General features: G+C 73.8%; 21 protein-coding genes. 17 read left to right on the forward strand and 4 right to left on the reverse strand.

Going from position 1 to position 26,475, the window contains the following annotated elements:
* Positions 1–286: 286 nt before the first annotated feature.
* Entirely contained in the window at positions 287–1,117 is an 831-nt protein-coding gene (locus tag ACFQLX_RS08050) for an HAD family hydrolase (RefSeq protein ID WP_386413405.1), read from the reverse strand.
* Positions 1,118–1,577: 460 nt separating this feature from the next.
* Between ACFQLX_RS08050 and ssd the strand changes: the two genes are divergently transcribed.
* The 7 genes from ssd to ACFQLX_RS08085 all read left to right on the forward strand — a co-directional run bounded on the left by ssd (position 1,578) and on the right by ACFQLX_RS08085 (position 6,824).
* A complete protein-coding gene (ssd, locus tag ACFQLX_RS08055; protein WP_386413406.1) occupies positions 1,578–2,744 on the forward strand; it encodes a septum site-determining protein Ssd in 1,167 nt (388 codons plus the stop codon).
* Complete coding sequence (locus ACFQLX_RS08060; RefSeq protein WP_386413407.1) at positions 2,741–3,922, forward strand: TadA family conjugal transfer-associated ATPase; 1,182 nt, start codon at positions 2,741–2,743, stop codon at positions 3,920–3,922. The genes ssd and ACFQLX_RS08060 overlap by 4 nt, the downstream gene beginning before the upstream one ends.
* On the forward strand, positions 3,919–4,767 hold the full coding sequence (locus ACFQLX_RS08065) for a type II secretion system F family protein (protein ID WP_386413408.1): 849 nt from the start codon (positions 3,919–3,921) through the stop codon (positions 4,765–4,767). Before ACFQLX_RS08060 ends, ACFQLX_RS08065 begins: the two co-directional genes overlap by 4 nt.
* A 377-nt stretch (positions 4,768–5,144) precedes the next feature.
* A complete protein-coding gene (locus ACFQLX_RS08070; RefSeq protein WP_386413409.1) occupies positions 5,145–5,690 on the forward strand; it encodes a type II secretion system F family protein in 546 nt (181 codons plus the stop codon).
* A gap of 67 nt (positions 5,691–5,757) precedes the next feature.
* Positions 5,758–5,949, forward strand: a complete 192-nt coding sequence (locus ACFQLX_RS08075; RefSeq protein ID WP_386413411.1) for a DUF4244 domain-containing protein — start codon at positions 5,758–5,760, stop codon at positions 5,947–5,949.
* The gene (locus ACFQLX_RS08080; RefSeq protein WP_386413413.1) at positions 5,936–6,316 is read left to right on the forward strand and encodes a TadE family type IV pilus minor pilin; all 381 of its coding nucleotides are present in this window, start codon (positions 5,936–5,938) and stop codon (positions 6,314–6,316) included. The genes ACFQLX_RS08075 and ACFQLX_RS08080 overlap by 14 nt, the downstream gene beginning before the upstream one ends.
* Positions 6,317–6,395: 79 nt before the next feature.
* Positions 6,396–6,824, forward strand: a complete 429-nt coding sequence (locus ACFQLX_RS08085; RefSeq protein ID WP_386413414.1) for an Rv3654c family TadE-like protein — start codon at positions 6,396–6,398, stop codon at positions 6,822–6,824.
* Here the strand turns inward: ACFQLX_RS08085 and ACFQLX_RS08090 are convergent.
* Positions 6,763–9,222, reverse strand: a complete 2,460-nt coding sequence (locus ACFQLX_RS08090; RefSeq protein WP_386413514.1) for a DEAD/DEAH box helicase — start codon at positions 9,220–9,222, stop codon at positions 6,763–6,765. The two genes, ACFQLX_RS08085 and ACFQLX_RS08090, sit on opposite strands and share 62 nt — an antisense overlap.
* A gap of 149 nt (positions 9,223–9,371) precedes the next feature.
* Here ACFQLX_RS08090 and bldG point away from each other — a divergent pair, with 149 nt between their 5' ends.
* The 6 genes from bldG (at position 9,372) to ACFQLX_RS08120 (ending at position 15,956) form a co-directional block, all read left to right on the forward strand.
* Entirely contained in the window at positions 9,372–9,725 is a 354-nt protein-coding gene (gene bldG / locus ACFQLX_RS08095; RefSeq protein WP_386413415.1) for an anti-sigma factor antagonist BldG, read from the forward strand.
* 136 nt (positions 9,726–9,861) lie between these two features.
* Positions 9,862–10,338 carry an ATP-binding protein gene (locus ACFQLX_RS08100; protein WP_386413416.1) on the forward strand — a complete coding sequence of 159 codons (477 nt, stop codon included), beginning with the start codon at positions 9,862–9,864 and terminating at the stop codon, positions 10,336–10,338.
* A 329-nt stretch (positions 10,339–10,667) separates the two neighbouring features.
* Positions 10,668–13,061 carry a sodium-translocating pyrophosphatase gene (locus ACFQLX_RS08105; RefSeq protein WP_386413417.1) on the forward strand — a complete coding sequence of 798 codons (2,394 nt, stop codon included), beginning with the start codon at positions 10,668–10,670 and terminating at the stop codon, positions 13,059–13,061.
* A gap of 201 nt (positions 13,062–13,262) precedes the next feature.
* Positions 13,263–13,847 (forward strand): small secreted protein, encoded by a 585-nt coding sequence (locus tag ACFQLX_RS08110; RefSeq protein ID WP_386413418.1) that lies wholly within the window; start codon positions 13,263–13,265, stop codon positions 13,845–13,847.
* A gap of 9 nt (positions 13,848–13,856) precedes the next feature.
* Complete coding sequence (locus tag ACFQLX_RS08115; protein WP_386413419.1) at positions 13,857–15,410, forward strand: DUF7059 domain-containing protein; 1,554 nt, start codon at positions 13,857–13,859, stop codon at positions 15,408–15,410.
* Between the two features lie 141 nt (positions 15,411–15,551).
* Positions 15,552–15,956, forward strand: a complete 405-nt coding sequence (locus ACFQLX_RS08120; RefSeq protein ID WP_386413421.1) for a DUF805 domain-containing protein — start codon at positions 15,552–15,554, stop codon at positions 15,954–15,956.
* A 77-nt stretch (positions 15,957–16,033) separates the two neighbouring features.
* Here the strand turns inward: ACFQLX_RS08120 and ACFQLX_RS08125 are convergent, their stop codons facing one another.
* Positions 16,034–16,474, reverse strand: a complete 441-nt coding sequence (locus ACFQLX_RS08125; protein WP_386413422.1) for a DUF2752 domain-containing protein — start codon at positions 16,472–16,474, stop codon at positions 16,034–16,036.
* Positions 16,458–16,859: a TM2 domain-containing protein gene (locus ACFQLX_RS08130; protein ID WP_386413424.1), complete on the reverse strand. Its 402-nt coding sequence runs from the start codon at positions 16,857–16,859 to the stop codon at positions 16,458–16,460. The genes ACFQLX_RS08125 and ACFQLX_RS08130 overlap by 17 nt, the downstream gene beginning before the upstream one ends.
* 322 nt (positions 16,860–17,181) lie before the next feature.
* Between ACFQLX_RS08130 and topA the strand changes: the two genes are divergently transcribed.
* The 4 genes from topA (at position 17,182) to ACFQLX_RS08150 (ending at position 26,381) form a co-directional block, all read left to right on the forward strand.
* Entirely contained in the window at positions 17,182–20,022 is a 2,841-nt protein-coding gene (gene topA, locus ACFQLX_RS08135; RefSeq protein WP_386413426.1) for a type I DNA topoisomerase, read from the forward strand.
* 161 nt (positions 20,023–20,183) lie between these two features.
* Positions 20,184–23,255: a dTMP kinase gene (gene tmk / locus ACFQLX_RS08140; RefSeq protein WP_386413427.1), complete on the forward strand. Its 3,072-nt coding sequence runs from the start codon at positions 20,184–20,186 to the stop codon at positions 23,253–23,255.
* A 188-nt stretch (positions 23,256–23,443) separates the two neighbouring features.
* Positions 23,444–24,688 (forward strand): DNA polymerase III subunit delta', encoded by a 1,245-nt coding sequence (locus ACFQLX_RS08145; protein ID WP_386413428.1) that lies wholly within the window; start codon positions 23,444–23,446, stop codon positions 24,686–24,688.
* Positions 24,689–24,791: 103 nt separating this feature from the next.
* Positions 24,792–26,381, forward strand: a complete 1,590-nt coding sequence (locus tag ACFQLX_RS08150; protein ID WP_386413429.1) for an alpha/beta hydrolase — start codon at positions 24,792–24,794, stop codon at positions 26,379–26,381.
* Positions 26,382–26,475: the final 94 nt, after the last annotated feature.

Consider the following 26,475-nt stretch of genomic DNA (forward strand, 5'->3'; position numbering starts at 1 on the left):
GGGCGCAGAGGTGCGGCGGCGTCCGTGGAGGAGCGCCGCCGCTGGCATGTCGGCCGGGATACCAGGCGTGCGGATGTGTGCGCCGATCAGGCCGGAGCGCTCTGGTCCTTGTGCCTGAAGGGCTGGTCCCTAATCGAGGGATCGGCGTCGCGTGGGTTCTCGGCTTCCATGCATCGGTCCGTGGGGCCGCTCAGTGGGTGATCCTCTCGGATGCCCCGGTCTCGCGGGCCGTATGTCCTTTGTACTCCGATTGGGGCGGAAGGGGAAGTCGGGAGGGCGGGGAAGGTCAGACCGTCCGGGGGCGACGGCGCGCGGCGTACCAGACGACACCCGCCGCCGTGGCCGCCGCGACGCCGGCCGCGGCGGCCAGGAGGACCGGCTTGGAGGGCATGGCGAACTGGGGGAGGCGCTGCTTGAGCCGTACGGGCTGGGAGAACGTCACGATCGGCCAGTCGCGCGCCGTCGCCTCGCGGCGCAGCGCCTTGTCGGGGTTGACCGCGCAGGGGTGGCCGACCGCCTCCAGCATGGGGACGTCCGTCACGGAGTCGCTGTAGGCGTAGCACCGCTCCAGGTCGTAGCCCTCGGACCGGGCCAGCTCGCGGATGGCCTCCGCCTTGGCCGGGCCGTAGGCGTAGTAGTCGATCTCGCCGGTGTAGCGGCCGTCCTCGATGACCAGCCGGGTGGCGATCGTGCGGTCCGCGCCCAGCAGTTCGCCGATCGGGCCCACCACCTCCGAGCCGGAGGTACTGACGATGACGACGTCGCGGCCGGCGAGATGGTGCTCCTCGATGAGCGAGGCGGCCTCGTCGTAGATGATCGGGTCGATCAGCTCGTGCAGCGTCTCGGCCACGATCTCGCGCACCGCCGCCACGTCCCAGCCGCGGCACAGCGCGGTGAGGTACGCCCGCATCCGCTCGGTCTGCTCGTGGTCCGCCCCTCCGAGTAGGTAGACGAACTGCGAGTAGGCGGAGCGCAGTACGGCGCGGCGATTGATCAGCCCGCCTTGATAGAAGGACCTGCTGAAGGTCAGTGCGCTGGACTTCGCAATGACTGTCTTGTCCAGGTCGAAGAAGGCGGCTGCCCGGGGCAGCGACTGGTTTCCCACAGCAGTGAGCATAAGGGCCCACCATTCGGCGTAAGCTCTGGCGTGTGGGTTTGCTCGAGAAGGCTCTCGGGTACACCATGGAAGTCACGGATCGTTCGCGACCGTGCTAACCCGGTCCGGCTCCTCCCCCCCGAGTCGACCGTGGGGACGACCCCCGCTCTCCCCCCCGGCGGGGGTCGTCGCATGCCCGGATACTTTTCTCCGGGCTTCTCCCCCTTCTGCGCCCCGGTGGGCCACTCCCCTCCGTGCGGCCCCTGGGACTCCTCTGACCATGAGACGTGTCACGGTGCGTGACCGTTGCTCGTGAATCCTGGAACTCACCCGAACGGGTGGCGAATTTATTCGCAGGCGATGAGTTGTCCACCGTTTTCGTCCGAGATCCGCGGCATTTCCAGCTGATCGGCATCGTGAGCCGTGTCGTTTGCGGCGCAAGCGCGGTGCGGTGCGCCGCGGGATCTGGGAGGTGGCTCGGATGGGGACACGTGGGGATGGGCGCGGGGGCCGTGATGCGGAGCCGGGGTGGCTCGACGGGGCGTCGCCGCCCGCACGGCCCGGCGGGGCGGTCGAAGGGCGGGGGGCGCGGGTCCTGGTCGTCACCGAGGATCCCGAACTGCTCGACGATCTCCTGCGGTTGTGCGCCGCGGCAGGTGCGCGCCCGGAGGTCGCCGTCGATCCGCCGCCGGCCGACTGGGCGGGCGCGGGGCTCGTCCTGGTCGGCGACGACCGCGCGGCGCGGCTGGGCTCCCGGGCGCGGCGGGAGGGGGTGCTGCTGCTCGGGCGGGATCTGGACGACTCCGGTGTCTGGCAGCGGGCGGTCGAGCTGGGGGCGGACCACGTCCTCTTCCTCCCCGACGCCGAGAGCTGGCTCGTCGACCGGATCGCGGACGCCGCCGAGGGGGTCGGCGAGCAGGCGTTCACGGTCGGCGTGCTGGGCGGCTGCGGCGGGGCGGGCGCCTCGACGCTGGCCTGCGCCCTGGCGGTGACGGCGGCACGGTCCCGCGGGCGGACGATGCTCATCGACGCCGACCCGCTGGGCGGGGGCCTGGACGTCCTGCTGGGCGGTGAGAGCGCGGAGGGGCTGCGCTGGCCGGCGTTCGCCCGCTCCCAGGGCCGGATCGCGGGCGGCGCCCTGGCGGAGTCGCTGCCCGAGCTGCACCGGCTGCGGGTGCTCAGCTGGGACAGGGGTGCCGCCGCGGGCGTGCGGCCCGAGGCGATGCGGTCGGTGCTGGGCGCCGCGCGGCGGCGGGGCGGTGTCGTGGTGGTGGATCTTCCCCGCCGGGCCGACGAGGCGGTGGTGGAGGCCCTGACCCAGCTGGATCTCGGACTCCTGGTGGTTCCGGGGGAGTTGCGCGCGGTCGCTGCGGCGCACCGGGTGGCCGCTGCGGTCGGGATGGTCGTCGCGGACCTGCGGGTCGTCGTGCGCGACAGCTTCGCGCGGGGACGCCCCGTCCTCGCGGACGAGGAGGTCGCCCGGCTGCTGGAGCTGCCGCTCGCCGGTGAACTCCCCCTGGAGCAGGGCCTGCTGGACCGGATCGACGGCGGCGCGCCGCCCGGATCGCGCCCTTCGGGGCCGCTGGCCCGCTTCTGCGGGGCCTTCTGGGAGCGCGTGCTGCCGGGCGTCGAGGAGGTGGCGGCATGACGGTCGAGAGGGCGCTTTTGGAGGCCGTGCGTCTGCGACTGGCCCGCAGCGGAGCCGAGCCGACCCCGGCCCAGGTGGCGCGGGCGCTGCGGGAGGACGGGCGGCTGCTCGGGGATACGGAGGTGCTGGGCGTGGTGGACGCCCTGCGCTCCGAGATGGTGGGCACGGGTCCGCTGGAGCCGCTCCTGGGCGCCCCGGACGTCACGGACGTGCTGGTCACCGGCCCGGACGAGGTGTGGGTCGACCGGGGCGGCGGTATCGAGCGCACCACGGTGCGCTTTCCCGACGCGGCGGCCGTCCGGCGCCTGGCCCAGCGCCTCGCCGCCGTGGCGGGACGGCGGCTGGACGACGCGCGGCCCTTCGTGGACGCCCGGTTGCCCGACGGCACCCGGCTGCACGCGGTGCTGCCGCCGATCGCGGTGGAGTCGGCGTGCCTCTCGCTGCGGGTGGTGCGGCCCCGGGCCTTCAGCCTGGCGGAGCTGACAGCGGCGGGCACGGTGCCGCCGGGCGGGGAGGGGCTGCTGCGCGATCTGATCGCGGCCCGGGTCTCGTTCCTCATCAGCGGCGGGACCGGTACGGGGAAGACCACCTTGCTCGCGGCCCTCCTGAGCCTCGTCCGCCCGGACGAGCGGATCGTCCTGGCGGAGGAGTCGGCGGAGCTGCGCCCGGCCCATCCCCATGTGGTGCGGCTGGAGGCGCGCCCGGCGAACCAGGAGGGGCGCGGGCAGGTCACTGTGCAGGACCTGGTCCGCCAGGCGCTGCGGATGCGGCCGGACCGCCTGATCGTCGGCGAGGTGCGCGGCAGTGAGGTTCTGGACCTGCTGACTGCCCTTAACACGGGACATGAAGGGGGCGGCGGGACTTTGCACGCCAATGCCGCCGCGGATGTTCCGGCCCGTCTCGAAGCCCTCGGAGCTGTCGCGGGGCTTGATCGGCGGGCGCTGCACAGCCAGTTGGGCGCGGCGCTCTCCGTGCTGGTCCATCTCGTCCGTGACCGCCGTGGGGCGCGGCGCATCGCCGAGATCCACGTGCTCGACCGGGACAGCGAGGGGCTGGTGACGACAGTGCCCGCGGTCCGATGGTCGCCGCGCGGCTTCGTACACGGTGTGGGCTGGGGGCGGCTGGCGGAGCTGTGCGCGCGGGGGTCGGACCGAGCGCTGGAGCTGGAGGAGGTATGAGCACTCAACTGATGTTTTTTCTCCGGGTACTGCCTGTCTCGCTCTGTGCGGGAGCGGCGGCGTGGCTGGTGACGGCGGGACGGCCGGTCCTCCCGCGTGCACGCCGGATGCTCACGGGCGCCCCGGTCCGCCGGGCCCGGCTGCCGGAGTGGGGGCGGGTCGCGGTGGCGCGGTTGCGGGGGCGGCCGGAGTGGTGGTGCCTGCCGGTCGGGGCGCTCATCGCGGTGCTGGGGCACTCCTGGCTGCCGCTGCCGGTCGGGCTGCTGGCGGTGCCGCTGGTCGGGCGACGGCTGGCCGCCCGGCGCCGGACCCGGGAGGAGGAGCGGCGCGGGCTCGCGGTGATCGCGCTCTGCGGGGCGGTCGCGGGCGGGCTGCGGGCCGGGCAGCAGCCCACCGAGGCGCTGCTCGCCTCCGCGGCCTCCGAGCGGGGCGCCGGGGTGGAGGTGCTGGCGGCCGCGCGGTTCGGCGGTGATGTGCCCCAGGCGCTGCGACGGGCGGCCCGGGTGTCCGGCGCCGACGGACTGAAGGGTGTCGCGGCGTGCTGGCAGGTCGCGGCCGACGGCGGGGCGGGGCTGGCCGAGGGGCTGGACCGGGTGGCGGCAGCGCTTCGGGCGGAGCACCGCCGCCGCGAGGAGTTGCGTGCCGAGATGGCCGGGCCGCGCTCCACCGCCCTGCTCCTCGCCGTGCTTCCGCTGGTGGGGCTGCTGATCGGCAGCGCGATCGGGGCGGCGCCGCTCAAGGTGCTGCTGCATACGCCGGCGGGGCTGGCCTGCCTGGCGCTGGGCGCGGCCCTGGAGTGGGCCGGCCTGGCGTGGACGGCGCGGATCGTGGGGGAGGCGGCATGAGCGGGCTCGCCTCGCACGCCGAGTCTGTCCACAGGCTGTGGACAGCGCTGGCGCTGGCTGCGGCCGGATGCTGCGCGGCGGAGGCGGGGGTGGCTGCCTGGCGGGAGCGGGGGCTTCGGCGGCGGGTGAGGCGAATCGGTGGTGAACGACCGGGTGCCGCCGGGCGGGTTGGCGGGTTCGCCGCGTGGCTGCGGAGGTCGGGGCGGGTGCGGGGTGCCGACGGGGTGCGGGGGCCCACGGTAGAGGGGGCGGGCCCGGGGGTGGAGGCGGGGCGGATCTCCGGCGTGGCGGCGGGGCGGGGTGAGGCGGACGCACGTGGGCGCGGGCGATCGGTCCTGCGGGTGGTGGCGCCGCTTGGGTGCCTGGCCGCAGGGGTGTTGTTCCTCGGGCCGGCGGTCGGCGGCCTGGTGGGGGCGGCGGTCGGCTACGGGGTGTGGCGCCGGCTGGGGACGGCCGGGCAGGAGGAAGAAGAGGACGACCCCGGGGAGTTGGACAGCCTTCCCCTCGCCGCCGACCTGCTCGCGGCGTGTCTGGCGGCGGGCGCGGCGCCCCGGGAGGCGGCGCGGGAGGTCGGCGGCGCCCTGGACGGGGTGGTGGCGGTCCGACTGGCGCAGGGGGCGGCGGAGTTGGGCCTCGGCGGTGATCCGCGGCAGGCGTGGCGGGGGCTGGCGGCACTGCCCGGAGCCGAGGGCCTGGCGCTCTGTCTGGAGCAGGCCGTGCAGACCGGCATACCGGTGGTGGAGGCGGTTTCCCGGCTTGCCGCGGAGAGCCGTGCCGAGCGCGCCCGCGCCGCGGCGGCCCGGGCCCGCCGTGCCTCGGTGCTGGTCACGGGCCCGTTGGGGCTGTGCTTCCTGCCCGCCTTCCTGGCCGTGGGGGTGGCTCCGGTGGTGCTGGGACTGGCGGCGGGACTGATGGGCGGCTGAGGCCCGTACCCGAGAGACGACATATCCGAGAGACGAAGTTCCTGAGGGACGAACGAGGGAGATCAGCATGTTCCGGAAATTTTTCGACCGGCTGCGGGGCCTGCGTGGCGACGACCGCGGGATGACGACGTCCGAGTACGCGGTGGGCACGGTCGTGGCGGTGGCGTTCGCCTCCGTGCTCTACAAGGTGGTCACCTCCGGCGCCGTGGGATCCGCGCTGCAGGGGGTCGTGCAGAGGGCGCTCGATGTGCCGTTCTGAGGAGGCGGCGGCGCGGCGGGCCGCCGGATCGGGGGCGGACGCCGGATTCGTGACGGCCGAGGCGGCGGTGGCGATCCCGGCACTGGTCCTCGTGGCGATGGGGCTGCTCTGGGCGCTCATGGCGGCCTGCGGGCAGATCCAGTGTGTGGACGCCGCACGGGCGGCGGCCCGCGCCGCCGCCCGCGGCGAGCCCTGGCCGGCGGCCGAGTCCGCCGCCAGAGCGGCGGCGCCCAGGGGCGCCCGGGTGGCGCTGACGCGCGAGGGGGACCTGGTCCGGGTGCGGGTGACGGCGCCGACCGCGGGGCCCGGCGCGCTGGGCCTGACGCTGAGAGGGGAGGCGGTGGCTCTTGCCGAGTCGACGGTGTGAGGGGCGGGCGCGGGCGCGTGCTTCTGGAGCTGTTCTGCCTGGAGTGCGGTCCGGAGCGCCGCCAGGAGTGTCGTCCGGTGTGCGGCCCGTACAGCGGGTGCGGGGCGCGGACCGGGGGTCCGCCACGGTGTGGTCGACGGTGGTCTGCGCGGCGCTGTGCGCGGTGTTCCTCGCCTTGCTGGCGATGGCCCAGGCGGTGCAGACCCGCCATCGGGCGGGCGCCGCCGCGGACCTGGCGGCGCTGGCGGCCTCCGACCGTGCGCTGCGGGGCGTCGGCCCGGCCTGCGCCACAGCCCGCGAGGTGGCGGCGGCGCAGGGCGCGGCCCTGGTGCGCTGCACCGTGGCGGGGGAGGTGGCGGACCTTGTCGCGGAGACCCGGGCGGGGCCGTTCCGTTCGCGGGTACGGGCGCGGGCGGGGCCGGCGGAGGCTGCCGGATTGGCGGAGGCTACTGGACCGGCGGAGGCGACCGGACCGGCGGAGGCTGCCGGTCCGGCGGCGGGCGGGTAGCGCTCCCGGGTGAGATGCGGTCCCCGGTGGGGGCGTCCTGCGGGGGCGGGGGCTGTCGCAGCAGGACGCCCAGCAGACGCACCGCCGCCGCCTTGTCGAGGGGGTCGTTGCCGTTGCCGCACTTGGGGGACTGGACGCAGGAGGGGCAGCCGTGGGCGCATTCGCAGGACTCGATGGCCACGCGGGTGGCGGTCAGCCATTCGCGGGCGGTGTGGAAGGCGCGTTCCGCGAAGCCGGCGCCGCCCGGGTGGCCGTCGTAGACGAACACCGTGGGCAGCAGGGTGTCGGCGTGCAGCGGCACCGAGACGCCGCCGATGTCCCAGCGGTCGCAGGTCGCGAAGAGCGGCAGCAGGCCGATCGAGGCGTGCTCCGCCGCGTGCAGCGCACCGCCCAGCTCCTGCGGCGAGACCCGGGCGGCGTCGAGCTGGTCCTCCGTCACCGTCCACCACACCGCCCGCGTCCGCAGCGTCCGGGGCGGCAGGTCCAGTTTCACCTCGCCCAGTACCTCGCCGGTGCCGGTGCGCCGCTTGAGATAGGAGACGACCTGGTTGGTCACCTCCACCGAGCCGAAGCACAACCGCGCCCCACCCCAGGGGACCTCGCGGTCCACCTCCAGGATCGACACCGAGGTCGTGTCGCGGGCCGTCGTCGTGTACGGGGGGTCCTCCTGTGCGACCAGTGCCACGCCGTCCTCGAGGTCAAGCCCGCGCACCACGTAGGTGCGGCCCTGGTGCAGATGGACGGCGCCCTCGTGCACCGTGGTGTGCGCCGAGCCGGCGTCCACCGTCCCCAGCAGCCGCCCGGTGCCGTCCTCCACCACGTCCACCGGCCGTCCGCCGCCGCCGCGGATGTCCGCCAGGTCCGCGGCACGCTCGCGCCGCGTCCAGTGCCAGCCCGCCGCCCGCCGCCGCAGCATCCCGCGCTGCTCCAACGCCGGCAGCACCTGCGCCGCCGCCGGGCCGAACAGCCCCAGATCCTCCTCCGTCAGCGGGAGCTCCGCCGCGGCGGCGCACAGGTGCGGCGCCAGGACGTACGGGTTGTCCGGATCCAGCACCGTGGACTCCACCGGCCGCCGGAACAGCGCCTCCGGATGGTGGACCAGGTAGGTGTCCAGCGGATCGTCCCGCGCCACCAGCACTGCGAGCGCGCCCTGCCCGGCCCGTCCCGCCCGGCCCGCCTGCTGCCACAGCGAGGCCCGGGTGCCCGGATAGCCGGCCAGCAGTACCGCGTCCAGCCCGGAGACGTCCACGCCCAGCTCCAGCGCGGTGGTCGCCGCCAGCCCCAGCAGCTCGCCGGAGTGCAGCGCCGCCTCCAACGCCCGCCGCTCCTCCGGCAGATAGCCGCCGCGATAGGCGGCGATCCGCCCCGTGAGCGAGCTGTCCAGCTCCGCCAGCCGCTCCTGGGCGATCAGCGAGATCAGCTCCGAGCCGCGCCGCGAGCCCACGAAGGCCAGGGTGCGCACGCCGTCCACCGCCAGGTCCGTCAGCAGGTCCGCCGTCTCCGCCACCGCAGTGCGCCGCACGGGTGCGCCGCGCTCGCCCCGCAGCTCCGTCAACGGCGGCTCCCACAGCGCGAACACCAGCTCCCCGCGCGGCGAGCCGTCCTCGGTGACCTCCGCGACGGGGACGCCGGTCAGCCGGGACGCCGACGCGCCGGGCGTCCCCGAGGTGGCGGAGGCCAGCAGGAACACCGGCGTGGACCCGTACCGCGCGCAGACCCGGCGCAACCGGCGCAGGACCTGGGCGACATGGGAGCCGAAAACCCCCCGGTAGGTGTGGCACTCGTCGATCACGACGTACGTCAGCGCCCGCAGGAAGCCCGACCAGCGCGGGTGGCCCGGCAGGATGCCGCGGTGGAGCATGTCGGGGTTGGTCAGCACCACGTTGGCGTGCCGGCGCGCCCACTCGCGCTCCTCGACGGGGGTGTCGCCGTCGTACAGCGCCGGACGGACCGCCGGCCCCAGCGGCGCGGCCAGCTCCTTCAGCGCCCGCAGCTGGTCGGCGGCCAGGGCCTTCGTGGGCGCCAGGTACAGCACGGTCGCCCCGCGCCCGTTCGCCGCGCCGGCCCCGTCGAGCAGGGCGCTGAGCATCGGGGCCTGGTACGCCAGGGACTTCCCCGAGGCCGTCCCCGTGGCCACCACGACCGACTCCCCGGCCAGCGCGTGCGCCGCCGCCTCCGCCTGATGGCGGTACGGGCGCTCGATGCCGGCCGCCTCCACGGCCGCCGCCACCTCCGGCGCGATCCCCTCGGGCCAGGAGGCGTGGGCGCCGCTCCGGGAGGGCACATGCTCCGTATGGGTGATGCGCTCGCGGCGGCCCGACCGGGCGGCGAGCCTCTCCAGGGTCGCGCTCGGCTGTGCTGTGGCGGGCGTGTCCCGGTGTTCGCTGCCGCTGTCCATCGCCATCGAGTTTCGCACCGTTGCGTCACTGGTGCGGCGGACAATGGCTCGAAGGCGTCGTGCGCTGTGCCGGGTAGTGATTGAATGCCTTCGCGGGTGCCGGCGACAACACTTGAGGCAGCCGCTCGCTGCAAGGTGCTGGAGGATCCGTGGACCTGTCCCTGTCGACCCGAACTGTTCCCGGCCCGGACGGCGACCGTACGGTCGTCGAGGTCGGTGGCGAGATTGACGTATATACCGCGCCCAAGCTGCGTGAGCAGTTGGTCGAGCTTGTGAACGACGGCAGCTACCACCTGGTTGTCGACATGGAGGGCGTGGACTTCCTCGACTCCACCGGCCTGGGGGTGCTCGTCGGTGGTCTGAAGCGGGTGCGTGCGCACGAGGGTTCGCTGCGACTGGTCTGCAACCAGGAGCGCATTCTCAAGATCTTCCGCATCACCGGTCTGACCAAGGTGTTCCCGATCCACACCTCGGTGGAGGAAGCGGTCAGCGCCAAGGACTGACCCGCTCCGGGCGGTCCCGCACCGCCCTTCGGACACATCTGGATCCACAGACTCCGGCGAGACGACGAGCGGGGTGCGGGCCGACGACGGGCCCGTACTCCCCGTCCCGCGGCCCCGGACGACCTAGGGGGATGGCATGGCCACCGTCGAACTGCGCTTCAGCGCACTGCCCGAGCACGTGCGGACCGCCCGCCTGGTGGCGGCCGCGGTCGCGCGCCGGGCCGGCGTGGACGAGGCCGTGCTGGACGAGGTGCGCCTCGCGGTGGGCGAGGCGTGTTCGCGCGCGGTGGGGCTGCATCGCGGCAGCGGCGTGGACAGCCCCGTGCGGGTGGTGCTGACGGAGGAGGAGAAGAGGTTCTCCATCGAGGTCGGCGACGACGCCTCCGGCCGCCCGGAGCCCGGCGCGCTCCCCTCGGCCCGTACGGCGGCCGGGCAGCACCCCGACCACGGCGCCCGGGACGGCGCCGCCGGCGACGCGGGCGACGACGAGGAGGACGAGATGGGCCTCGCGGTCATCAGCGGCCTCGTGGACGACGTCGAGGTCACCGCCGGGGAGTCCGGCGGCCTGATCCGGATGAGCTGGCCCACCACCCCGGAATCGGTCACGCGCTAGCAGCTGGCGGCTCGGCAGTCCGACCGCGATCAAGCTCTGATCAGCGCCCATTTCGCAGTGAAGATCGATAAACCGAATTTCCGGCGCATTCGCACATCCCCATAAACTCCGTCAATCGCCTCCGCCGGCGCGGAAATTGGCGGACGCTGTGACGTGCCCGTATCACTTCCGGAAGTGAATTCCCTTTCCCGCACCCTGTTTTGATCTAGAACTGATCCCTACAATCCGTCCACATCTTGCTGCTCAGGACGCCTGAGCGCTGCGGCCGCCCGACCCGGCCCTGTGCCGACTTGCCGCAACGCCCATGTGCCGTACGTCAAGGAGGACGAATGGCGGGGCCCTTTACCCCTCTCGCACAGGAACCAACCCTCGCAGCCGCCGTGTTGACCGGCGAGAACAGAGCGATTGTCGCCGTTGTCGCCGTCGTGGCGGTGGCCGCTCTCGGCGTTGCCCTGGTGCTGGTCCGCCAGGTGCTCGCCGCCGGCGAGGGAACCGACAGCATGAAGAAGATCGCCGCGGCCGTGCAGGAAGGCGCGAACGCCTATCTGGCACGGCAGTTGCGCACTCTCGGTGTTTTCGCCGTGGCCGTCTTCTTCCTCCTGCTTCTTCTACCGGCCGACGACTGGAACCAGCGCGCCGGCCGCTCCGCGTTCTTCCTGATCGGCGCCGCTTTCTCGGCGGCGACGGGCTATATCGGCATGTGGCTCGCGGTGCGCGCCAATGTCCGCGTCGCCGCCGCCGCCCGAGAGGCGGGCAGCGGATCGGAGCCCAAGGACCTTACCGACGTCTCCCACAAGGCAATGAAGATCGCTTTCCGTACGGGCGGGGTCGTCGGCATGTTCACCGTCGGCCTCGGTCTGCTCGGCGCCGCGGTGGTCGTCCTCGTCTACGCGGCGGACGCCCCCAAGGTGCTGGAGGGCTTCGGCCTGGGCGCCGCACTGATCGCGATGTTCATGCGGGTCGGCGGCGGCATCTTCACCAAGGCCGCCGACGTGGGCGCCGACCTGGTCGGCAAGGTCGAGCAGGGCATCCCCGAGGACGACCCCCGCAACGCCGCCACCATCGCCGACAACGTCGGCGACAACGTGGGCGACTGCGCGGGCATGGCCGCCGACCTCTTCGAGTCCTACGCCGTCACCCTCGTCGCCGCGCTCATCCTCGGCAAGGTCGCCTTCGGCGACGCGGGCCTGGCCTTCCCGCTGATCGTCCCCGCGATCGGCGTGGTCACCGCGATGATCGGCATCTTCGCCGTGGCCCCGCGCCGCTCCGACCGCAGCGGCATGTCGGCCATCAACCGCGGCTTCTTCATCTCCGCCGCCGTCTCGCTGGTGCTGGTGGCGGGCGCGGTCTACGCCTACCTCCCGGCCACCTACGCCGAACTGGACGGCGCCGCCCAGGCCATCCGCGACCACAACGGCGACCCCCGGGTGCTGGCGCTGGTCGCGGTCGTGATCGGCATCGTGCTGGCCGCGCTGATCCAGCAGCTCACCGGCTACTTCACCGAGACCACCCGCCGCCCGGTCCGCGACGTCGGCAAGTCCTCGCTGACCGGCCCCGCCACCGTCGTCCTGGCCGGCGTCTCCCTGGGCCTGGAGTCGGCCGTCTACACCGCGCTGCTCATCGGGCTCGGCGTCTACGGCGCCTTCCTGCTGGGCGGTACGTCGATCACGCTCGCCCTCTTCGCCGTCGCACTGGCCGGCACGGGCCTGCTGACCACCGTGGGCGTCATCGTCGCGATGGACACCTTCGGCCCCGTCTCCGACAACGCGCAGGGCATCGCGGAGATGTCCGGCGACGTGGAGGGCGCCGGCGCCCAGGTGCTCACCGACCTGGACGCGGTGGGCAACACCACCAAGGCCATCACCAAGGGCATCGCCATCGCGACCGCCGTGCTGGCGGCGGCGGCGCTCTTCGGCTCGTACCAGGACGCCATCGGCGAGGCGGTGCGCGAGGCCAACGCCAAGGCCGGTGAGCTGGGCCTGAGTCTGGACATCGGCCAGCCCAACAACCTCGTCGGGCTGATGCTCGGCGCGGCGGTCGTCTTCCTCTTCTCCGGACTGGCGATCAACGCGGTCTCCCGTTCGGCGGGGGCGGTGGTCTTCGAGGTGCGCCGGCAGTTCCGGGAGAAGCCCGGGATCATGGACTACACCGAGGAGCCGGAGTACGGCAAGGTCGTCGACATCTGCACCAGGGACGCCCTGCGCGAGCTGCGTACGCCCGGTCTGCTGGCGGTGCTGGCACCGGTCGCGGTGGGCTTCACCCTCGGGGTGGGCGCGCTGGGCTCGTTCCTGGCGGGGGCCATCGGCTCCGGCACGCTGATGGCGGTCTTCCTGGCCAACTCCGGCGGCGCCTGGGACAACGCCAAGAAGCTGGTCGAGGACGGCCACCACGGCGGCAAGGGCTCCGAGGCCCACGCCGCCACGGTGATCGGCGACACCGTCGGCGACCCCTTCAAGGACACCGCGGGACCGGCGATCAACCCGCTGCTGAAGGTGATGAACCTGGTGGCGCTGCTGATCGCACCGGCGGTGGTGAAGTTCTCCTACGGCGACGACGCCAACCCCGGGGTGCGCGCGGTGATCGCGGTGGTGGCGGTCGCGGTGATCGTCGGCGCCGTCTACTCCTCCAAGCGGCGCGGGATCTCCGTCGGCGACGAGGACGGCGCGGGGGAGGCGGGCCAGGTGCCCGCGCCCTCGCCGAATCCGGCGGTGACCGGCTCGTAGCGCGGCGCCGGAGGTACGGGAGCGGGGCCCGAGGCCGGTCGGCGCGGGTCCCGCTCCCGTCGTACGTCCGGGTGCTCGGCGGCGTGCACCGCAGGTTCGTACAACCGGGCATCCCCCCGGCGTGCGAACGGCCGGATTCGTCCCCCGACCGGGTTGGCGGTGTATCTTCCGGGGCCGAGGAGCCATCGAAAGGACCCCCTGGTGATCAAGCCCCTGGTGATCAAGAAGGCCGGTGCCGCGGTGATCGGCGCCGCCGCCCTGGCGCTGTTCGTGAGCGGCTGCGGAAACGCGGACGAGGCGCGCCAGAAGAAGGTCGACGCCTGGGCCTCCGGAGTCTGCGACACGCTCCGCGAGCAGCTCAAGCACCGCGACGAGGCCACCGCCGACATGGCCGAGGCCACCGACGAGACCGAGCCGGCCAAGGCGCGCGAGGCGTATGTCACCGCCTTCGACAAGTCCGCCAAGGCGTACGAGGCGATGGCCGCGTCCTTCACCAAACTGGGCGTCCCGCCGGTCGACGACGGCAAGAACGTGCAGTCCAAGACCGTCGCCTATCTCACGGACAAGGCCGAGGCGTACGCCGGGCTGAAGACCGAGGCCGAGAAGCTGGACGTCAAGGACCAGGAGAAGTACGCCGAGGGGCTGCGGACCCTCGCCGGCCGGGTGCAGAAGATCGCGCCCGAGGACGGCGACCTGAAGGAGATGTCCGAGGGCGAGCTGGAGAAGGCGATGGGCCGGCAGGACGGCTGCCAGCGCACGGAGACCAAGCCCGACACCCAGGCGTAACCTGCCCCGGTGAGCACACTCCCCTCCCCCGAGAGCACCGGCCCGCTGCGCGAGGCGGCGCTGCGCGCCGGTTTCACCGCCGATGGGCTGCTGGAGCTGCTGGGCGCCCCCGCCTACGCGGCGCTGGCCCGCGGCGAGACGGTCCCCGCCGAGCGCGCCACCCGTGGCGCCGAATCGCCGGCGGCCGTCCTGACCAGGCTTTTCCTCCTGCGGCAGCAGGTTCCGCAGGAGACGGCCGCGGCGGTGCTGCCCGAGGGGCTGGTGGACGGGGGCGGCGGCTGGCTGCGCAGGGGCGAGGACGGGGCGCTCGCCGCGACGGTGGACGTACGCCCGTACGCCGGGCCCGACGGGCAGGACTGGTTCGTCGTCTCCGACCTCGGCTGCGCGGTCGGCGGCTCGGCGGGCGCGCGGGGGCAGCGCGAGGACCTGGTCCTGGGCGTCGGCGGCGCCTCCACCACTCTGGCGGGCATGACGGTGCGTACGCCCGTCGCGCGCGCCCTGGACCTTGGCGCCGGCTCGGGCATCCAGGCGCTGCACGCCTCCGCCCACGCCGGGCACGTCACCGCCACCGACCTCAACCCGCGTGCGCTCGCCTTCACCCGGCTCACCCTGGCGCTCAGCGGCGAGGCCCCGGCGGAGCTGCGCGAGGGCTCGCTCTTCGAGCCGGTCGCGGGGGAGACGTACGACCTGATCGTCTCCAACCCGCCCTTCGTCATCTCACCCGGCCACCGCCTCACCTACCGCGACGGCGGCATGGCCGGCGACGAGCTGTGCCGCACGCTGGTCGGACAGGCCGCGCAGCACCTCAACGACGGTGGCTACTGCCAGCTCCTCGCCAACTGGGAGCACCTGGACGGGCAGGACTGGCGCGAGCGCCTCGCCTCCTGGGTGCCGCGCGGCTGCGACGCCTGGATCGTGCAGCGCGAGGCGCAGGACCCCACCGAGTACGCCGAGTTGTGGCTGCGCGACGGCGGCGACCACCGGGCGGTGCCGGGGGAGTACGAACGGCGCTACGACGCGTGGCTGGCGGAGTTCGAGCGGCGCGGGGTACGCGGGGTCGGCTTCGGCTGGATCACCCTGCGCAGGACGGGGGCCGCGGTCCCCTCACTGACGATCGAGGAGTGGCCGCACGCGGTGGAGCAGCCGCTCGGGCCCGCTGTCGCCGCGCACTTCGAGCGCGCGGCGTGGCTGCGCGGGCTGAGCGACGAGACGCTGCTGGCCGGGCACTACACGCTCGCCGAGGACGTGGTGCAGGAGCAGTTCGGAGCGCCCGGCGCGGAGGATCCGGAGCACGTGGTGCTGCGGGCCGGGCGCGGGATGCGGCGGGCGGTACGGATGGACACGGCCGGCGCGGGGCTGGTGGGCGCCTGCGACGGGACGCTGAGCGCGGGGCGCATCCTGGACGCCATCGCGCAGCTGCTGGGGGAGGACGCGGCGCGGCTGCGCCGGGAGTTCCCCGCGCGACTGCGGGAGTTGGTGGCGGAGGGTTTCCTGGAGCCGGTCGCGGGGGAGCGGGCGCCGGGGCGCGCGATGCGCGCGCAGGGGCGGCCGCCGGTGGGGTGACGGGCGGCGGCTGCGTCTCGTTTACCTGAACGCGTCAAATCGTGATGCGGCAGATATTGGCCGACCGTGTCCTTGCCGATAGGTTCACTCCCTGTTATCGGACGCCTCGCCGCTCGGGGCGTCAGGGGAGGAAGAAGCACCATGAGTTGGTACCTGGCTGTACTCAAGAACTACGCAGGCTTCAGCGGGCGCGCGCGCCGCAAGGAGTACTGGATGTTCACCCTGTTCACCACCATTGTTGCGATGGTGCTCCTCGGCATCGGCGCGGCCGGCGCGGCGGCTGACGTGCCGGCGCTGTTCGCCCTGGTCGCCGTCTACTACGTCGCGACGATCATCCCGAGCCTGGCCGTGACGGTGCGCCGCCTGCACGACACCGGCCGCTCCGGCGGGTGGTTCTTCATCGCGTTCGTCCCCATGATCGGTGGCGTCTGGCTGTTCGTCCTCACCCTGCTGGACAGCCAGGCCGAGGCCAACGAGTACGGCCCGAACCCGAAGTTCGCCGGCATGGCGCCCGGCCAGGTGCCGGTTGCGGGCTACGCGGGCTGACGCGCAGTCTTTCGAGGGGTGTCCGGCAGTCATGCCGGGCACCCCTCGGTCGTGCGGGGCCGCAGCGGATCGACGCTCTACCAGACCGTGTTGCGCAGCACCGTCCAGACCACCGCGACGCCCAGGACCGCCGCCGAGGCGCGGGGGCTCAGGGTCAGGCGCCAGCGGCGGCCGCGCAGGGCGGCGATGAGCCAGCGGCCGTACGCCCACAGCACGAACGGCACGCCCGCCAGCAGCATCAGCGCGTTGTCGGCGTACGCCGCCGCGACGTCCCCGTGCAGCAGGTCGTAGCAGAGCCGCGTCACCCCGCAGGCCGGACAGAGCAGCCCCGTCGCCCAGTTGAAGGGGCAGCGCGGCAACCAGTGCCCGGACTCGTGCGGGTTGGTGTGCCACAGGTACACCGCGCCCGCGGCGCCGAGCGCGAGCACGGCCAGCGGCGCGACGGACGGCGGGAGGACGGGGCGGCGCCTCGCGGGAGCGGAGGACTCAGCTCCGGAGTACTCAGCCCCGGAGGACACGGCCGTCGGAGTCGGTCGGATCGGGCGATACGAGCAGGATGATCCCGTCGACCAGGGCCCAGATGCCCAGGCCGCCGCAGGTGAAGAGCTGGCCCAGCGCCATGCCGGTGTGCCCGGTGTAGAAGCGGCCGACCCCGAAGCAGCCCACGAGGAGCTGGAGGACACCGGCGACGATCTTCGACTTGTCGGAGTACGGGCGGCCGTCGGGGGCGTAGCCGTAGGGCGCGTACGGGTCCGGGGGATAGCCGCCGTGGAGCGGAGCGCCCGGTATCGCGCCGGGATAGCCGTAGCCGGGCTGCGGCCCGTAGTGCGCGCCGGGCGGCATGGGCTGCTGGCCGTAGGGGCCCGGCTGCGGACCGTACGGATTCGGCTGCTGATCGGACATGGCGCCCCCCGGATCGATCGTGCCGGCCACCGTCGCTTCGGGCCGGCACTCCATTCCTACCAGCCCGCGCCGACACTCGGCCAAGGGGTCGGCGCAGTCGGCGGCGGCCTGGCCGACATTGCCCGTTTTCGGGGCTGTGCGGCAGGAATGGCAAGACTCGGGTTACCGTTCGAGTGGCGTCGGAGGCTTTTGCCGCTTGACACGGGGGCGGTATGTACCGTCACACTCCGCAGCAATGCACTCGACGTGCGAACAGGTGCCCCTCCCGGCACCGCCACCAGTTATGAGTCCACGCCAGGACTGACCGGAGAAGAGAGCGAAGTTGTCCCCGACCAGCCAGATCCGCCGACTCGTCATCGTCGAGTCGCCTGCCAAGGCGAAGACGATCAAGGGCTATCTCGGCCCCGGCTACGAGGTTGAGTCGAGCGTCGGACACATCCGTGATCTCCCCAACGGCGCCGCCGAGGTGCCGGCGAAGTACAAGGGCGAGCCGTGGGCGCGTCTCGGGGTGAACGTCGACGCCGACTTCCAGCCCCTCTACGTCGTCAACGCCGATAAGAAGCAGCAGGTCAGCAAGCTCAAGCAGCTGCTCGCCGACTCCGACGAACTCTTCCTGGCGACCGATGAGGACCGCGAGGGCGAGGCCATCGCCTGGCATCTGCTCGAGGTGCTCAAGCCCAAGGTCCCGGTCCACCGGATGGTCTTCCACGAGATCACCAAGGACGCCATCCAGCAGGCGGTCAACAACCCGCGCGAGCTGAACAAGAAGCTGGTCGACGCCCAGGAGACCCGCCGCATCCTCGACCGCCTCTACGGCTACGAGGTCTCCCCCGTGCTGTGGAAGAAGGTCATGCCGAAGCTCTCGGCCGGCCGCGTGCAGTCGGTGGCCACCCGGCTGGTCGTGGAGCGCGAGCGCGAGCGGATCGCCTTCAACTCCGCCGCGTACTGGGACCTCACCGCCACCTTCGCCACGGGCCGTACGGGCGACGCCTCCGACCCCTCGGCCTTCGCCGCGCGCCTCAACTCCGTCGACGGCAAGCGCGTCGCGCAGGGCCGCGACTTCGGCTCCGACGGGCAGCTGAAGTCCGAGGCCCTGCAGCTGGACGAGGCCGCCGCCCGCGCGCTGGCCGTGGCGCTGGAGCAGACGGCCTTCGCGGTGCGCGCCGTGGAGTCCAAGCCCTACCGCCGCTCGCCGTACGCCCCGTTCCGTACCACCACGCTGCAGCAGGAGGCCGCGCGCAAGCTGGGCTTCGGCGCGAAGTCGACCATGCAGGTGGCGCAGAAGCTGTACGAGAACGGCTTCATCACCTATATGCGCACGGACTCCACGACCCTCTCGGAGACGGCCGTCACCGCCGCCCGTGCGCAGGTCACCCAGCTCTACGGCGCCGACCACCTGCCCGACAAGCCGCGCACCTACGCCTCCAAGGTCAAGAACGCCCAGGAGGCGCACGAGGCGATCCGCCCCTCCGGCGACCGCTTCCGCACGCCGGCGGAGACCGGTCTGACGGGCGATCAGTTCCGGCTCTACGAGCTGATCTGGAAGCGGACCGTCGCCTCCCAGATGAAGGACGCCACCGGCCAGTCGGTGACCGTCCGGGTCGCCGGGACCTCGTCCGACGGGCGGGACTGCGAGTTCACCGCCTCCGGCAAGATCATCACCTTCCACGGCTTCATGAAGGCCTACGTCGAGGGCTCCGACGACCCCGGCGCCGAGCTGGACAGCTCCGAGCGGCGGCTGCCGCAGGTCGCCGAGGGCGACGCGCTGGCGGCCACCGACATGACGGCCGACGGGCACGCGACCAAGCCGCCCGCCCGCTACACCGAGGCGTCCCTGGTCAAGGAGCTGGAGGAGCGCGAGATCGGGCGCCCGTCCACGTACGCCTCGATCATCGGCACCATCCTCGACCGCGGCTACGTCTTCAAGAAGGGCACCGCCCTGGTGCCGTCCTTCCTCAGCTTCGCCGTCATCCGGCTGCTGGAGCAGCACTTCGGGCGGCTGGTCGACTACTCCTTCACCGCCAAGATGGAGGACGACCTCGACCGCATCGCCCGTGGTGAGGCGCAGTCCGTGCCGTGGCTGCGGCGCTTCTACTTCGGCGAGGACACGGTGGAGGCCCCGTCGGCCGACGGCGACCATCTCGCCGGGCTCAAGGAACTGGTGACGGACCTGGGCGCGATCGACGCCCGGGAGGTCTCCTCCTTCCCCCTCGGCGGCGGCGTGGTGCTGCGCGTCGGCCGCTACGGGCCGTACGTCGAGCGGGCCTCGGAGGTCGAGGGCGAGCCCGGTCAGCGCGCCGACGTCCCCGACGACATGGCGCCGGACGAGCTGACGGTGGAGTTCGCCGAGGAGCTGTTCGCGCGGCCCAGCGGCGAGTTCGAGCTGGGCGTCGACCCCGTGAGCGGCCACCAGGTCATCGCACGGGACGGGCGCTACGGGCCGTACGTGACGGAGGTGCTCCCCGAGGGCACCCCGAAGACCGGCAAGAAGGCGGTCAAGCCGCGCACCGCCTCGCTGCTGAAGTCCATGACCCTGGACACCGTGACGCTGGAGGACGCACTGCGGCTGATGTCGCTGCCGCGCGTGGTGGGTGCCGACGCGGAGGGGGTGGAGATCACCGCGCAGAACGGGCGCTACGGCCCGTATCTGAAGAAGGGCACCGACTCGCGCTCGCTCACCGAGGAGGAGCAGATCTTCACGATCACCCTCGAGGAGGCGCTCGCGATCTACGCCCAGCCCAAGCAGCGCGGGCGGGCCGCCGCCAAGCCGCCGCTGAAGGAGCTGGGGGTGGACCCGGTCTCGGAGAAGCCGGTGGTGGTGAAGGACGGGCGCTTCGGTCCGTACGTCACCGACGGGGAGACCAACGCGACACTGCGGCGCGACGACGAGGTCGAGACGCTCACGCCGGAGCGGGGCTTCGAGCTGCTGGCGGAGAAGCGGGCCAAGGGGCCGGTGAAGAAGAAGACGGCGGCGAAGAAGACCGCCGCGAAGAAGACCACCGCTGCCAAGAAGACCACCGCGAAGAAGACGGCGGCCAAGAAGACCGCGGCCAAGAAGACGACGACGGCGGCGAAGAAGACCGCCGCCAAGAAGACGACGGCCGCCAAGAAGACGACGGCCGCCAAGAAGACGACGGCGGCCACGCTGGAGGACGGGGAGTAGCGGCCCCGCACGTCCGCAGAGAACGGGCAGGCGCACTTCCCGTGGAGTTATCCACAGGGGTGTGCGCTGCCCGTCTCCTTATGACCTGCGCAAACCCCTCGGTCCGGGCAGATGTTCGGACGGGAGCCCGCCATTCCGCCGGGTCTCGATAGTCTTGGTCCATGAATCGCGCCGAGCAGAACCCCGTTGTGACCGACACCACGGAAAGCCTCGCCGCCGACTCACGTGAGCGAGCCGTCAGGGCACTCCTGCGCCATCCGCCGCTGCGGCGCCTGTGGGGCGCCCAGCTGATCGGCGGCATCGGCGACGCCCTGGCCCTGCTGGTGCTGGTCCTGCTGACGCTGCAGGCGGCCGTGGCCCAGGACGCCTTCGGCGGGGGCTACCGGGGTGCGGCGCTGGCCGTGGCGGCGGTCTTCGCCGCCCGGATGCTGGCGACACTGCTCTTGGGAGCCGTGCTGCTCGGCCCGCTCACCCAGCTCACCGGCGCGGGCGGGCCGTTCGACAAGCGCTGGACGATGATCGGCGCCGACCTCGTCCGCGTGGGGCTGATGCTCGTCGCCCCGCTGTGGATCGACTGGACCCCGGGCCGGGCGCTGACCTGGCTGCTGGTCACGGCCTTCCTGGTCGGCGCCGCCGAGCGGATCTGGACCGTGGCCAAGGACGGCGCGGCCCCGGGGCTGCTCCCCGTCCCGCCCGGCCGGCTTCCCGGCACCGCGCTCGACCCCGCCGCACCGCCCGCACGGGGCGAGGCGGGCGGGACCCCCTTCGAGGCGCTGCGCCGCCTGTCGCTGCGCACCGCCTACCTCTCCCTCCCGGCCGCCGCGGCGGCACTGCTGGCCATCACGCTGGTCGGCAATCTGCTCGGCTCGGGCATCGACTGGTTCCATCAGCACCAGGCCGCGCTGGGCTCGTACCTGGCGGCCGGCCTCTTCGCCGCCTCGATCACCGTCGTGTACTTCGCAGGCATGCCCGGCGACAGCCCGCTGCGCCCGCGCTCCCCCCTGGAGGGCCTGCGCCGCCCCAAGCTGCCGGACGGCGAGCCCGACCGCGGTCGTACGGGCGCGGTGCCGGTGCTGGTGCTGACCGGGGCCGCCATCGCCGCCGCCGTCTCGGCGGCCGTGTCCATCGCCGTGCTGCAGGCAGCCGACCTGGGCGGCGGCCCGGTGACCTTCGCGCTGCTGGTGCTGGCCCTCACCGGCGGCCCCGCCCTGGGCATACGGCGCGCCAGGCTGGTGCTGCCCGCCCTCTCCCGGCGGCGGCTGCTCGCCCTGGCCACCGCGGTGTGCGGGCTGGCCCTGCTGGCCACCGGCCTGATCGGCGACACGGCGACCTCCCTGGCCCTCGCGCTGCTCGCCGGCTTCGCGGCCGGGGTCGCCGCCGCCACCGCGCACACGCTGCTGGACCAGGAGACGGAGGAGGCGCGGCGCCCGCGCCTGACCGCCCATCTGCACGCCGTCGTGCGGCTGGCCATCGCGCTCGCCGCCCTCGCCGCGCCGCTGCTGGCGGCGGCGATCGGGCCGCACCGGGTGGTCGGCGGCGACTTCGTCTTCGACCACGGGGGCTCCGCCTTCGCCTATCTGCTGATCGGCGCGCTGCTGCTGCCCGTCGCGGCGTTCACGCTGGCCAAGACGGACGACCGGCAGGGAGTGCCGCTGCGGCGCGATCTGCGCGACGCCGTCCGCCGGGGCGCGGAGCCCGTCGAGGCACCCGCGCCGACCGGGTTCTTCATCGCCGTCGAGGGCGGCGACGGGGCCGGGAAGTCCACCCAGGTCGAGGCGCTCGCCGAGTGGATCCGCGGCAAGGGGCACGACGTGGTCGTCACCCGCGAGCCCGGCGCCACCTCGATCGGCCAGCGGCTGCGTTCGATACTCCTGGACGTCTCGTCCGCCGGTATCTCGCACCGCGCGGAGGCGCTGCTCTACGCCGCCGACCGCGCGGAGCACGTCGACTCGGTCGTGCGGCCCGCGCTGGAGCGCGGCGCGGTGGTCATCACCGACCGGTACATCGACTCCTCCGTCGCCTACCAGGGCGCGGGCCGCGACCTCTCGCCCGTCGAGATCGCGCGGATCTCGCGCTGGGCGACGCACGGGCTCGTACCGCATCTGACCGTGCTGCTCGACATCTCGCCGGAGGCCGCCCGGGAGCGCTTCACCGAGGCGCCGGACCGGCTGGAGTCGGAGCCGGCCGCCTTCCACGAGCGGGTCCGCAGCGGCTTCCTGACGCTCGCCGCCGCCGACCCGGGGCGCTATCTGGTCGTCGACGCCTCCCAGGAGCCGGAGGAGGTCGCCACCGTGGTGCGCCACCGGATGGACCAGGTCCTCCCGCTCTCCGCCGCGGAGATCGAGGCCCGGGAGGAGGCGCGGCGCAGGGCCGAGGAGGAGGCCCGCCGCAAGGCCGAGGAGGAGGCTGCCCGCAAGGCCGAGGAGGAGCGGCTGGCGCGTGAGCGCGAGGAGCAGCTCGCCCGGCTGCGCGCCGAGGAGGAGGAGCGCCGGCGGCTGGACGCCGAGGAGGAGGCCCGGCGGGAGGCCGAGTACCAGGCGGAGCGGGAGCGGGTGCGGGCCGAGGAGGCCCGGCAGCAGGCCGAGGAGGTACGCCGCCGCCGCGAGGCCGAGGAAGCGGCGTACCAGGCGGAGCAGGAGCGGCTGCGGCGGCTGGCGGAGGAGCAGGCGCGGCTGCGGGCCGAGGCCGAGGAGAAGCGCCGGGAGAAGCAGCGGCGGGCCGAGGAGGCCCTGCTGCGGGCGGAGCAGGAGCGGCTGGCCGCTGCCGGCGCCGCCGGTGGCGGTGCGGGCGGCTCCGGCGGCTCGGACGGGGCCACCACGCAGAAGCTCCCGAAGGTCGTGCCCGCCGACTCCCCCGAGGACGCCCGCAGGGACGCTCCGAGGGACGGCGAGAAGACCGTGGACATGCCGAGGGTGGCGGATCCGGACGCCCAGGAGACCCGGGTCATCCCGATGGTGGCGGACCGGCGGGAGGCCGACATGCAGGAGACCGCCGTACTGCCGGCGGTCGCGGACCCCGACGCGCAGGAGACGCAGCGCACGCCGCAGCCCCCGGACCCGGCCGAGCGGCCGGAGGACCGGGTGCCCGAGGAGTACTTCCGCAGCGACGGCCGGGCGTCCGCCCGACCGCGACCCGACTGGGCGGAGAAGACGCCGCTGGACGACCTTCCGTCGCTGGCCGACGAACTGCTGGGCGGGAGCGACACGGACGAGGACGGTCCGCGCCGCAGGTGACGCAGCGCAGGCCGCAGCCCCGGGGCCGTACCGGCCGTGATCTCCGGGCCGGTACGGGCGGGGGCCGCCCGTCCTGTCCGTGGCGCGGCCCGTACGGCGGGGCGGACTTGGCGGGAGCCCCCGGCCGTAGGGACGGACTGTCGGTGGTGTGCTCCACAATGGGGCCCGGTGGCACAAGGGAGGCACGTATGGCGGTCTGGGACGACCTCGTGGGGCAGGAGCGGGTCGGCGCGCAGTTGACCGCCGCCGCCGGTGCCGCCGCGGCGGCGGTCGACGGCGCTCCCGCGGGCGCGTCCTCCCCTGCCTCCCCTGCCTCCCCTGCCTCCTCTGCTTCCTCGGCCTCCTCGATGACGCACGCGTGGCTCTTCACCGGGCCGCCCGGTTCGGGCCGGGCCACCGCCGCCCGTGCCTTCGCCGCCGCGCTGCAGTGCGTCAGCCCGGACCGCGCCCTGGGCGCGCCCCCGGGCTGCGGCTTCTGCGAGGGCTGCCACACCACCCTCGTCGGCACGCACGCGGACGTCGAGATCGTCGCGACCGATCTGCTGACCATCGGGGTGAAGGAGACACGCGAGCTGGTGCGCCGCTCCAGCCTCTCCCCGGCCGTCGGCCGCTGGCAGGTGATCGTCCTGGAGGACGCCGACCGCCTCACCGAAGGCGCCGCCAACGTCCTGCTGAAGGCCATCGAGGAGCCCGCCCCGCGCACGGTCTGGCTGCTCTGCGCACCCTCGCTGGAGGACGTGCTGCCGACCATCCGCAGCCGCTGCCGCACCCTCACGCTGCGCACCCCGCCGGTGGCGGCCGTCGCCGACCTGCTGGTCCGCCGCGACGGCATCGACCCCGCCGCCGCGGCGGACGCCGCCCGTGCCTCCGGCGGCCACATCGACCGCGCCCGCCGGCTGGCCACCGACGAGCGCGCCCGCACCCAGCGCACCGCCGTGCTGAAGGTGCCACTGCGCATCGACGACATCGGCGGCGCGCTGCGCTCCGCGCAGGATCTGGTGGACACGGCCGCCGAGGCGGCGAAGCAGCGGGCCGAGGAGGGCGACGCGCAGGAGACGGAGGAGCTGCGCACCGCGCTGGGCGCGGCCCCCGGCGGCGCCGGCCGGATGCCGCGCGGCACGGCGGGCGCGATGAAGGACCTGGCGGACCGGCAGAAGCGCCGATCGACGCGTACCCAGCGCGACAGCCTCGACCTCGCCCTCACCGACCTGACCGGCTTCTACCGGGACGTCCTGGCACTGCAGTTGGGCTCGGCCACCCCCCTGGCCAACGAGGACGTACGCGAGTCGGTGGACCGGGTGGCCCGCGACTCCTCGCCGGAGGCCACCCTGCGCCGTATCGAGGCGGTGCTGGCCTGCCGCCGCGCCCTCGCGCGCAACGTCGCCCCGCTGCTGGCGGTGGAGGCGATGACCCTGTCCCTGCGGGCGGGCTGAGCACCACCCCCGGCACGAAGGGGCGGGTCACTCGTACGGGGTCATTCGTACGGGCGGCACGCGGCGCCGGAGCCGTCCGTGGCAGGGCCGTTACGCTCGGCCCATGCGCCCGCTCCCCCTGGTCTCCGCCGCGGCCCTGCTCTCCTCGGCCCTGCTGCTCACGGCCTGCACCTCCGGCAGCTCCCCCTTCTCCACGGGGGACTCGCCCGGCGGTTCGCCGCGCGGCGGGCAGGCGGGCGCGAAGGCCGCCGTGCTCGCGCCGCTGCCCGCGGCGATCCCGGCCGCCCTGCGCCCGTACTACGAGCAGAAGGCTGCCTGGAAGACCTGCCCCGAGGCGGCCGACTTCCAGTGCGCCACGCTGCGGGTGCCGCTGGACTACGCGAAGCCGGGCGCCGGCAAGGACGTGAAGCTGGCGGTCTCCCGCATCCGGGCGACCGGCAAGCGGCAGGGCTCGCTGCTGGTGAACCCGGGCGGGCCGGGGGCGTCCGCGGTCGAGTACCTGCAGAGCTGGGCGGGCGTGGGCTATCCGGCCGAGGTCCGCGCCGCGTACGACATGGCGGCGGTGGACCCGCGCGGCGTCGGGGGCAGCCAGCCGGTGAAGTGCCTGTCGGACGCCGAGATGGAGGCGCACACCCAGGTCGACCAGACGCCGGACGACACGGCGGAGGTGCGGCGGCTGACGACGGCCTTCGGCAAGTTCGCGCAGGGCTGCCGCAAGCACGCCGGTGAGCTGCTCGGCCATGTCTCGACGACCGAGGCGGCGCGGGACATGGACGTCTTCCGCGCGGTGCTGGGCGACCGGAAGCTGACGTACGTGGGCGCCTCGTACGGCACGATGCTGGGCGCGACCTACGCGGGGCTGTTCCCCTCGCGCACGGGCCGGCTGGTGCTGGACGGGGCGATGGACCCCTCGCTGGACTCCCTGCGGCTCAACCTCGACCAGAACGCGGGCTTCACGGTGGCCTTCGAGTCCTTCGTGAAGGACTGCGTGCGGCGCGCGGACTGCCCGCTGGGGACGGGTACGGGAGCCGAGGCGGCCAAGCGGCTGCGGGCGCTGCTGGACTCCCTGGACCGCAAGCCGCTGGCGACGGACGACGAGGGGCGCAGGCTGAGCGAGCCGCTGGCCACGATGGGCGTGCTGCAGGCGATGTACGCGGAGGACTTCTGGCCGACGCTGCGCGACGCGCTGGCGCAGGCGCTGAGGGAGAAGAACGGCACGGGGCTGCTGGACCTCTCCGACCAGTACTACGAGCGCAATCCGGACGGCTCGTACGGGAGCATGATGTCCGCCTTCGCGGCGGTGAACTGCCTCGACCAGCCGGCGCCCTTCCGGGTGCCGGGGGATGTGCAGAAACGGGTGGCGGACTTCGAGAAGTCCTCGCCGGTGTTCGGCCGGGACTTCGCCTGGGCCGCGCTGAACTGCGGCGAGTGGCCGGTGGCGGCGACGGGCACCGCCAACCGCATCGAGGCGAAGGGCGCCCCGCCGATCCTGGTGGTCGGCACGACGCGCGACCCGGCCACCCCGTACGCCTGGGCGCAGGCGCTGGCCGGCCAGCTGTCCTCCGGGGTGCTGCTGACGTACGAGGGCGACGGCCACACGGCGTACGTCCGCGGGAGCGCCTGCGTGGACGGGGCGGTGGACCGCTACCTCCTCACGGGCAGGCCCCCCGAGAACGGCACCCGCTGCTCCTGACGCGCCCCACCGCCCCTGACGTGCGCCTGCTCACACCGCCCGCCCCGGCCACCGGGACGTGCGGAGCACCCCGCGAACCTGTGTAGACTTACCG

Source organism: Streptomyces polyrhachis, assembly GCF_042663125.1.
Taxonomy (GTDB): Bacteria; Actinomycetota; Actinomycetes; order Streptomycetales; family Streptomycetaceae; genus Streptomyces; species Streptomyces polyrhachii.

Bases quoted from the DNA above. Each gene is read 5' to 3' on its own strand.
- ACFQLX_RS08090 (WP_386413514.1), bottom strand. From the start codon at position 9,222: ATGGACAGCGGCAGCGAACACCGGGACACGCCCGCCACAGCACAGCCG.
- ACFQLX_RS08075 (WP_386413411.1), top strand. From the start codon at position 5,758: ATGTTCCGGAAATTTTTCGACCGGCTGCGGGGCCTGCGTGGCGACGAC.
- tmk (WP_386413427.1), top strand. From the start codon at position 20,184: ATGAATCGCGCCGAGCAGAACCCCGTTGTGACCGACACCACGGAAAGC.
- ACFQLX_RS08120 (WP_386413421.1), top strand. From the start codon at position 15,552: ATGAGTTGGTACCTGGCTGTACTCAAGAACTACGCAGGCTTCAGCGGG.
- ssd (WP_386413406.1), top strand. From the start codon at position 1,578: ATGGGGACACGTGGGGATGGGCGCGGGGGCCGTGATGCGGAGCCGGGG.
- ACFQLX_RS08050 (WP_386413405.1), bottom strand. From the start codon at position 1,117: ATGCTCACTGCTGTGGGAAACCAGTCGCTGCCCCGGGCAGCCGCCTTC.
- ACFQLX_RS08100 (WP_386413416.1), top strand. From the start codon at position 9,862: ATGGCCACCGTCGAACTGCGCTTCAGCGCACTGCCCGAGCACGTGCGG.
- ACFQLX_RS08150 (WP_386413429.1), top strand. From the start codon at position 24,792: ATGCGCCCGCTCCCCCTGGTCTCCGCCGCGGCCCTGCTCTCCTCGGCC.
- ACFQLX_RS08130 (WP_386413424.1), bottom strand. From the start codon at position 16,859: ATGTCCGATCAGCAGCCGAATCCGTACGGTCCGCAGCCGGGCCCCTAC.
- ACFQLX_RS08145 (WP_386413428.1), top strand. From the start codon at position 23,444: ATGGCGGTCTGGGACGACCTCGTGGGGCAGGAGCGGGTCGGCGCGCAG.
- ACFQLX_RS08080 (WP_386413413.1), top strand. From the start codon at position 5,936: ATGTGCCGTTCTGAGGAGGCGGCGGCGCGGCGGGCCGCCGGATCGGGG.
- ACFQLX_RS08060 (WP_386413407.1), top strand. From the start codon at position 2,741: ATGACGGTCGAGAGGGCGCTTTTGGAGGCCGTGCGTCTGCGACTGGCC.
- ACFQLX_RS08065 (WP_386413408.1), top strand. From the start codon at position 3,919: ATGAGCACTCAACTGATGTTTTTTCTCCGGGTACTGCCTGTCTCGCTC.
- ACFQLX_RS08105 (WP_386413417.1), top strand. From the start codon at position 10,668: ATGGCGGGGCCCTTTACCCCTCTCGCACAGGAACCAACCCTCGCAGCC.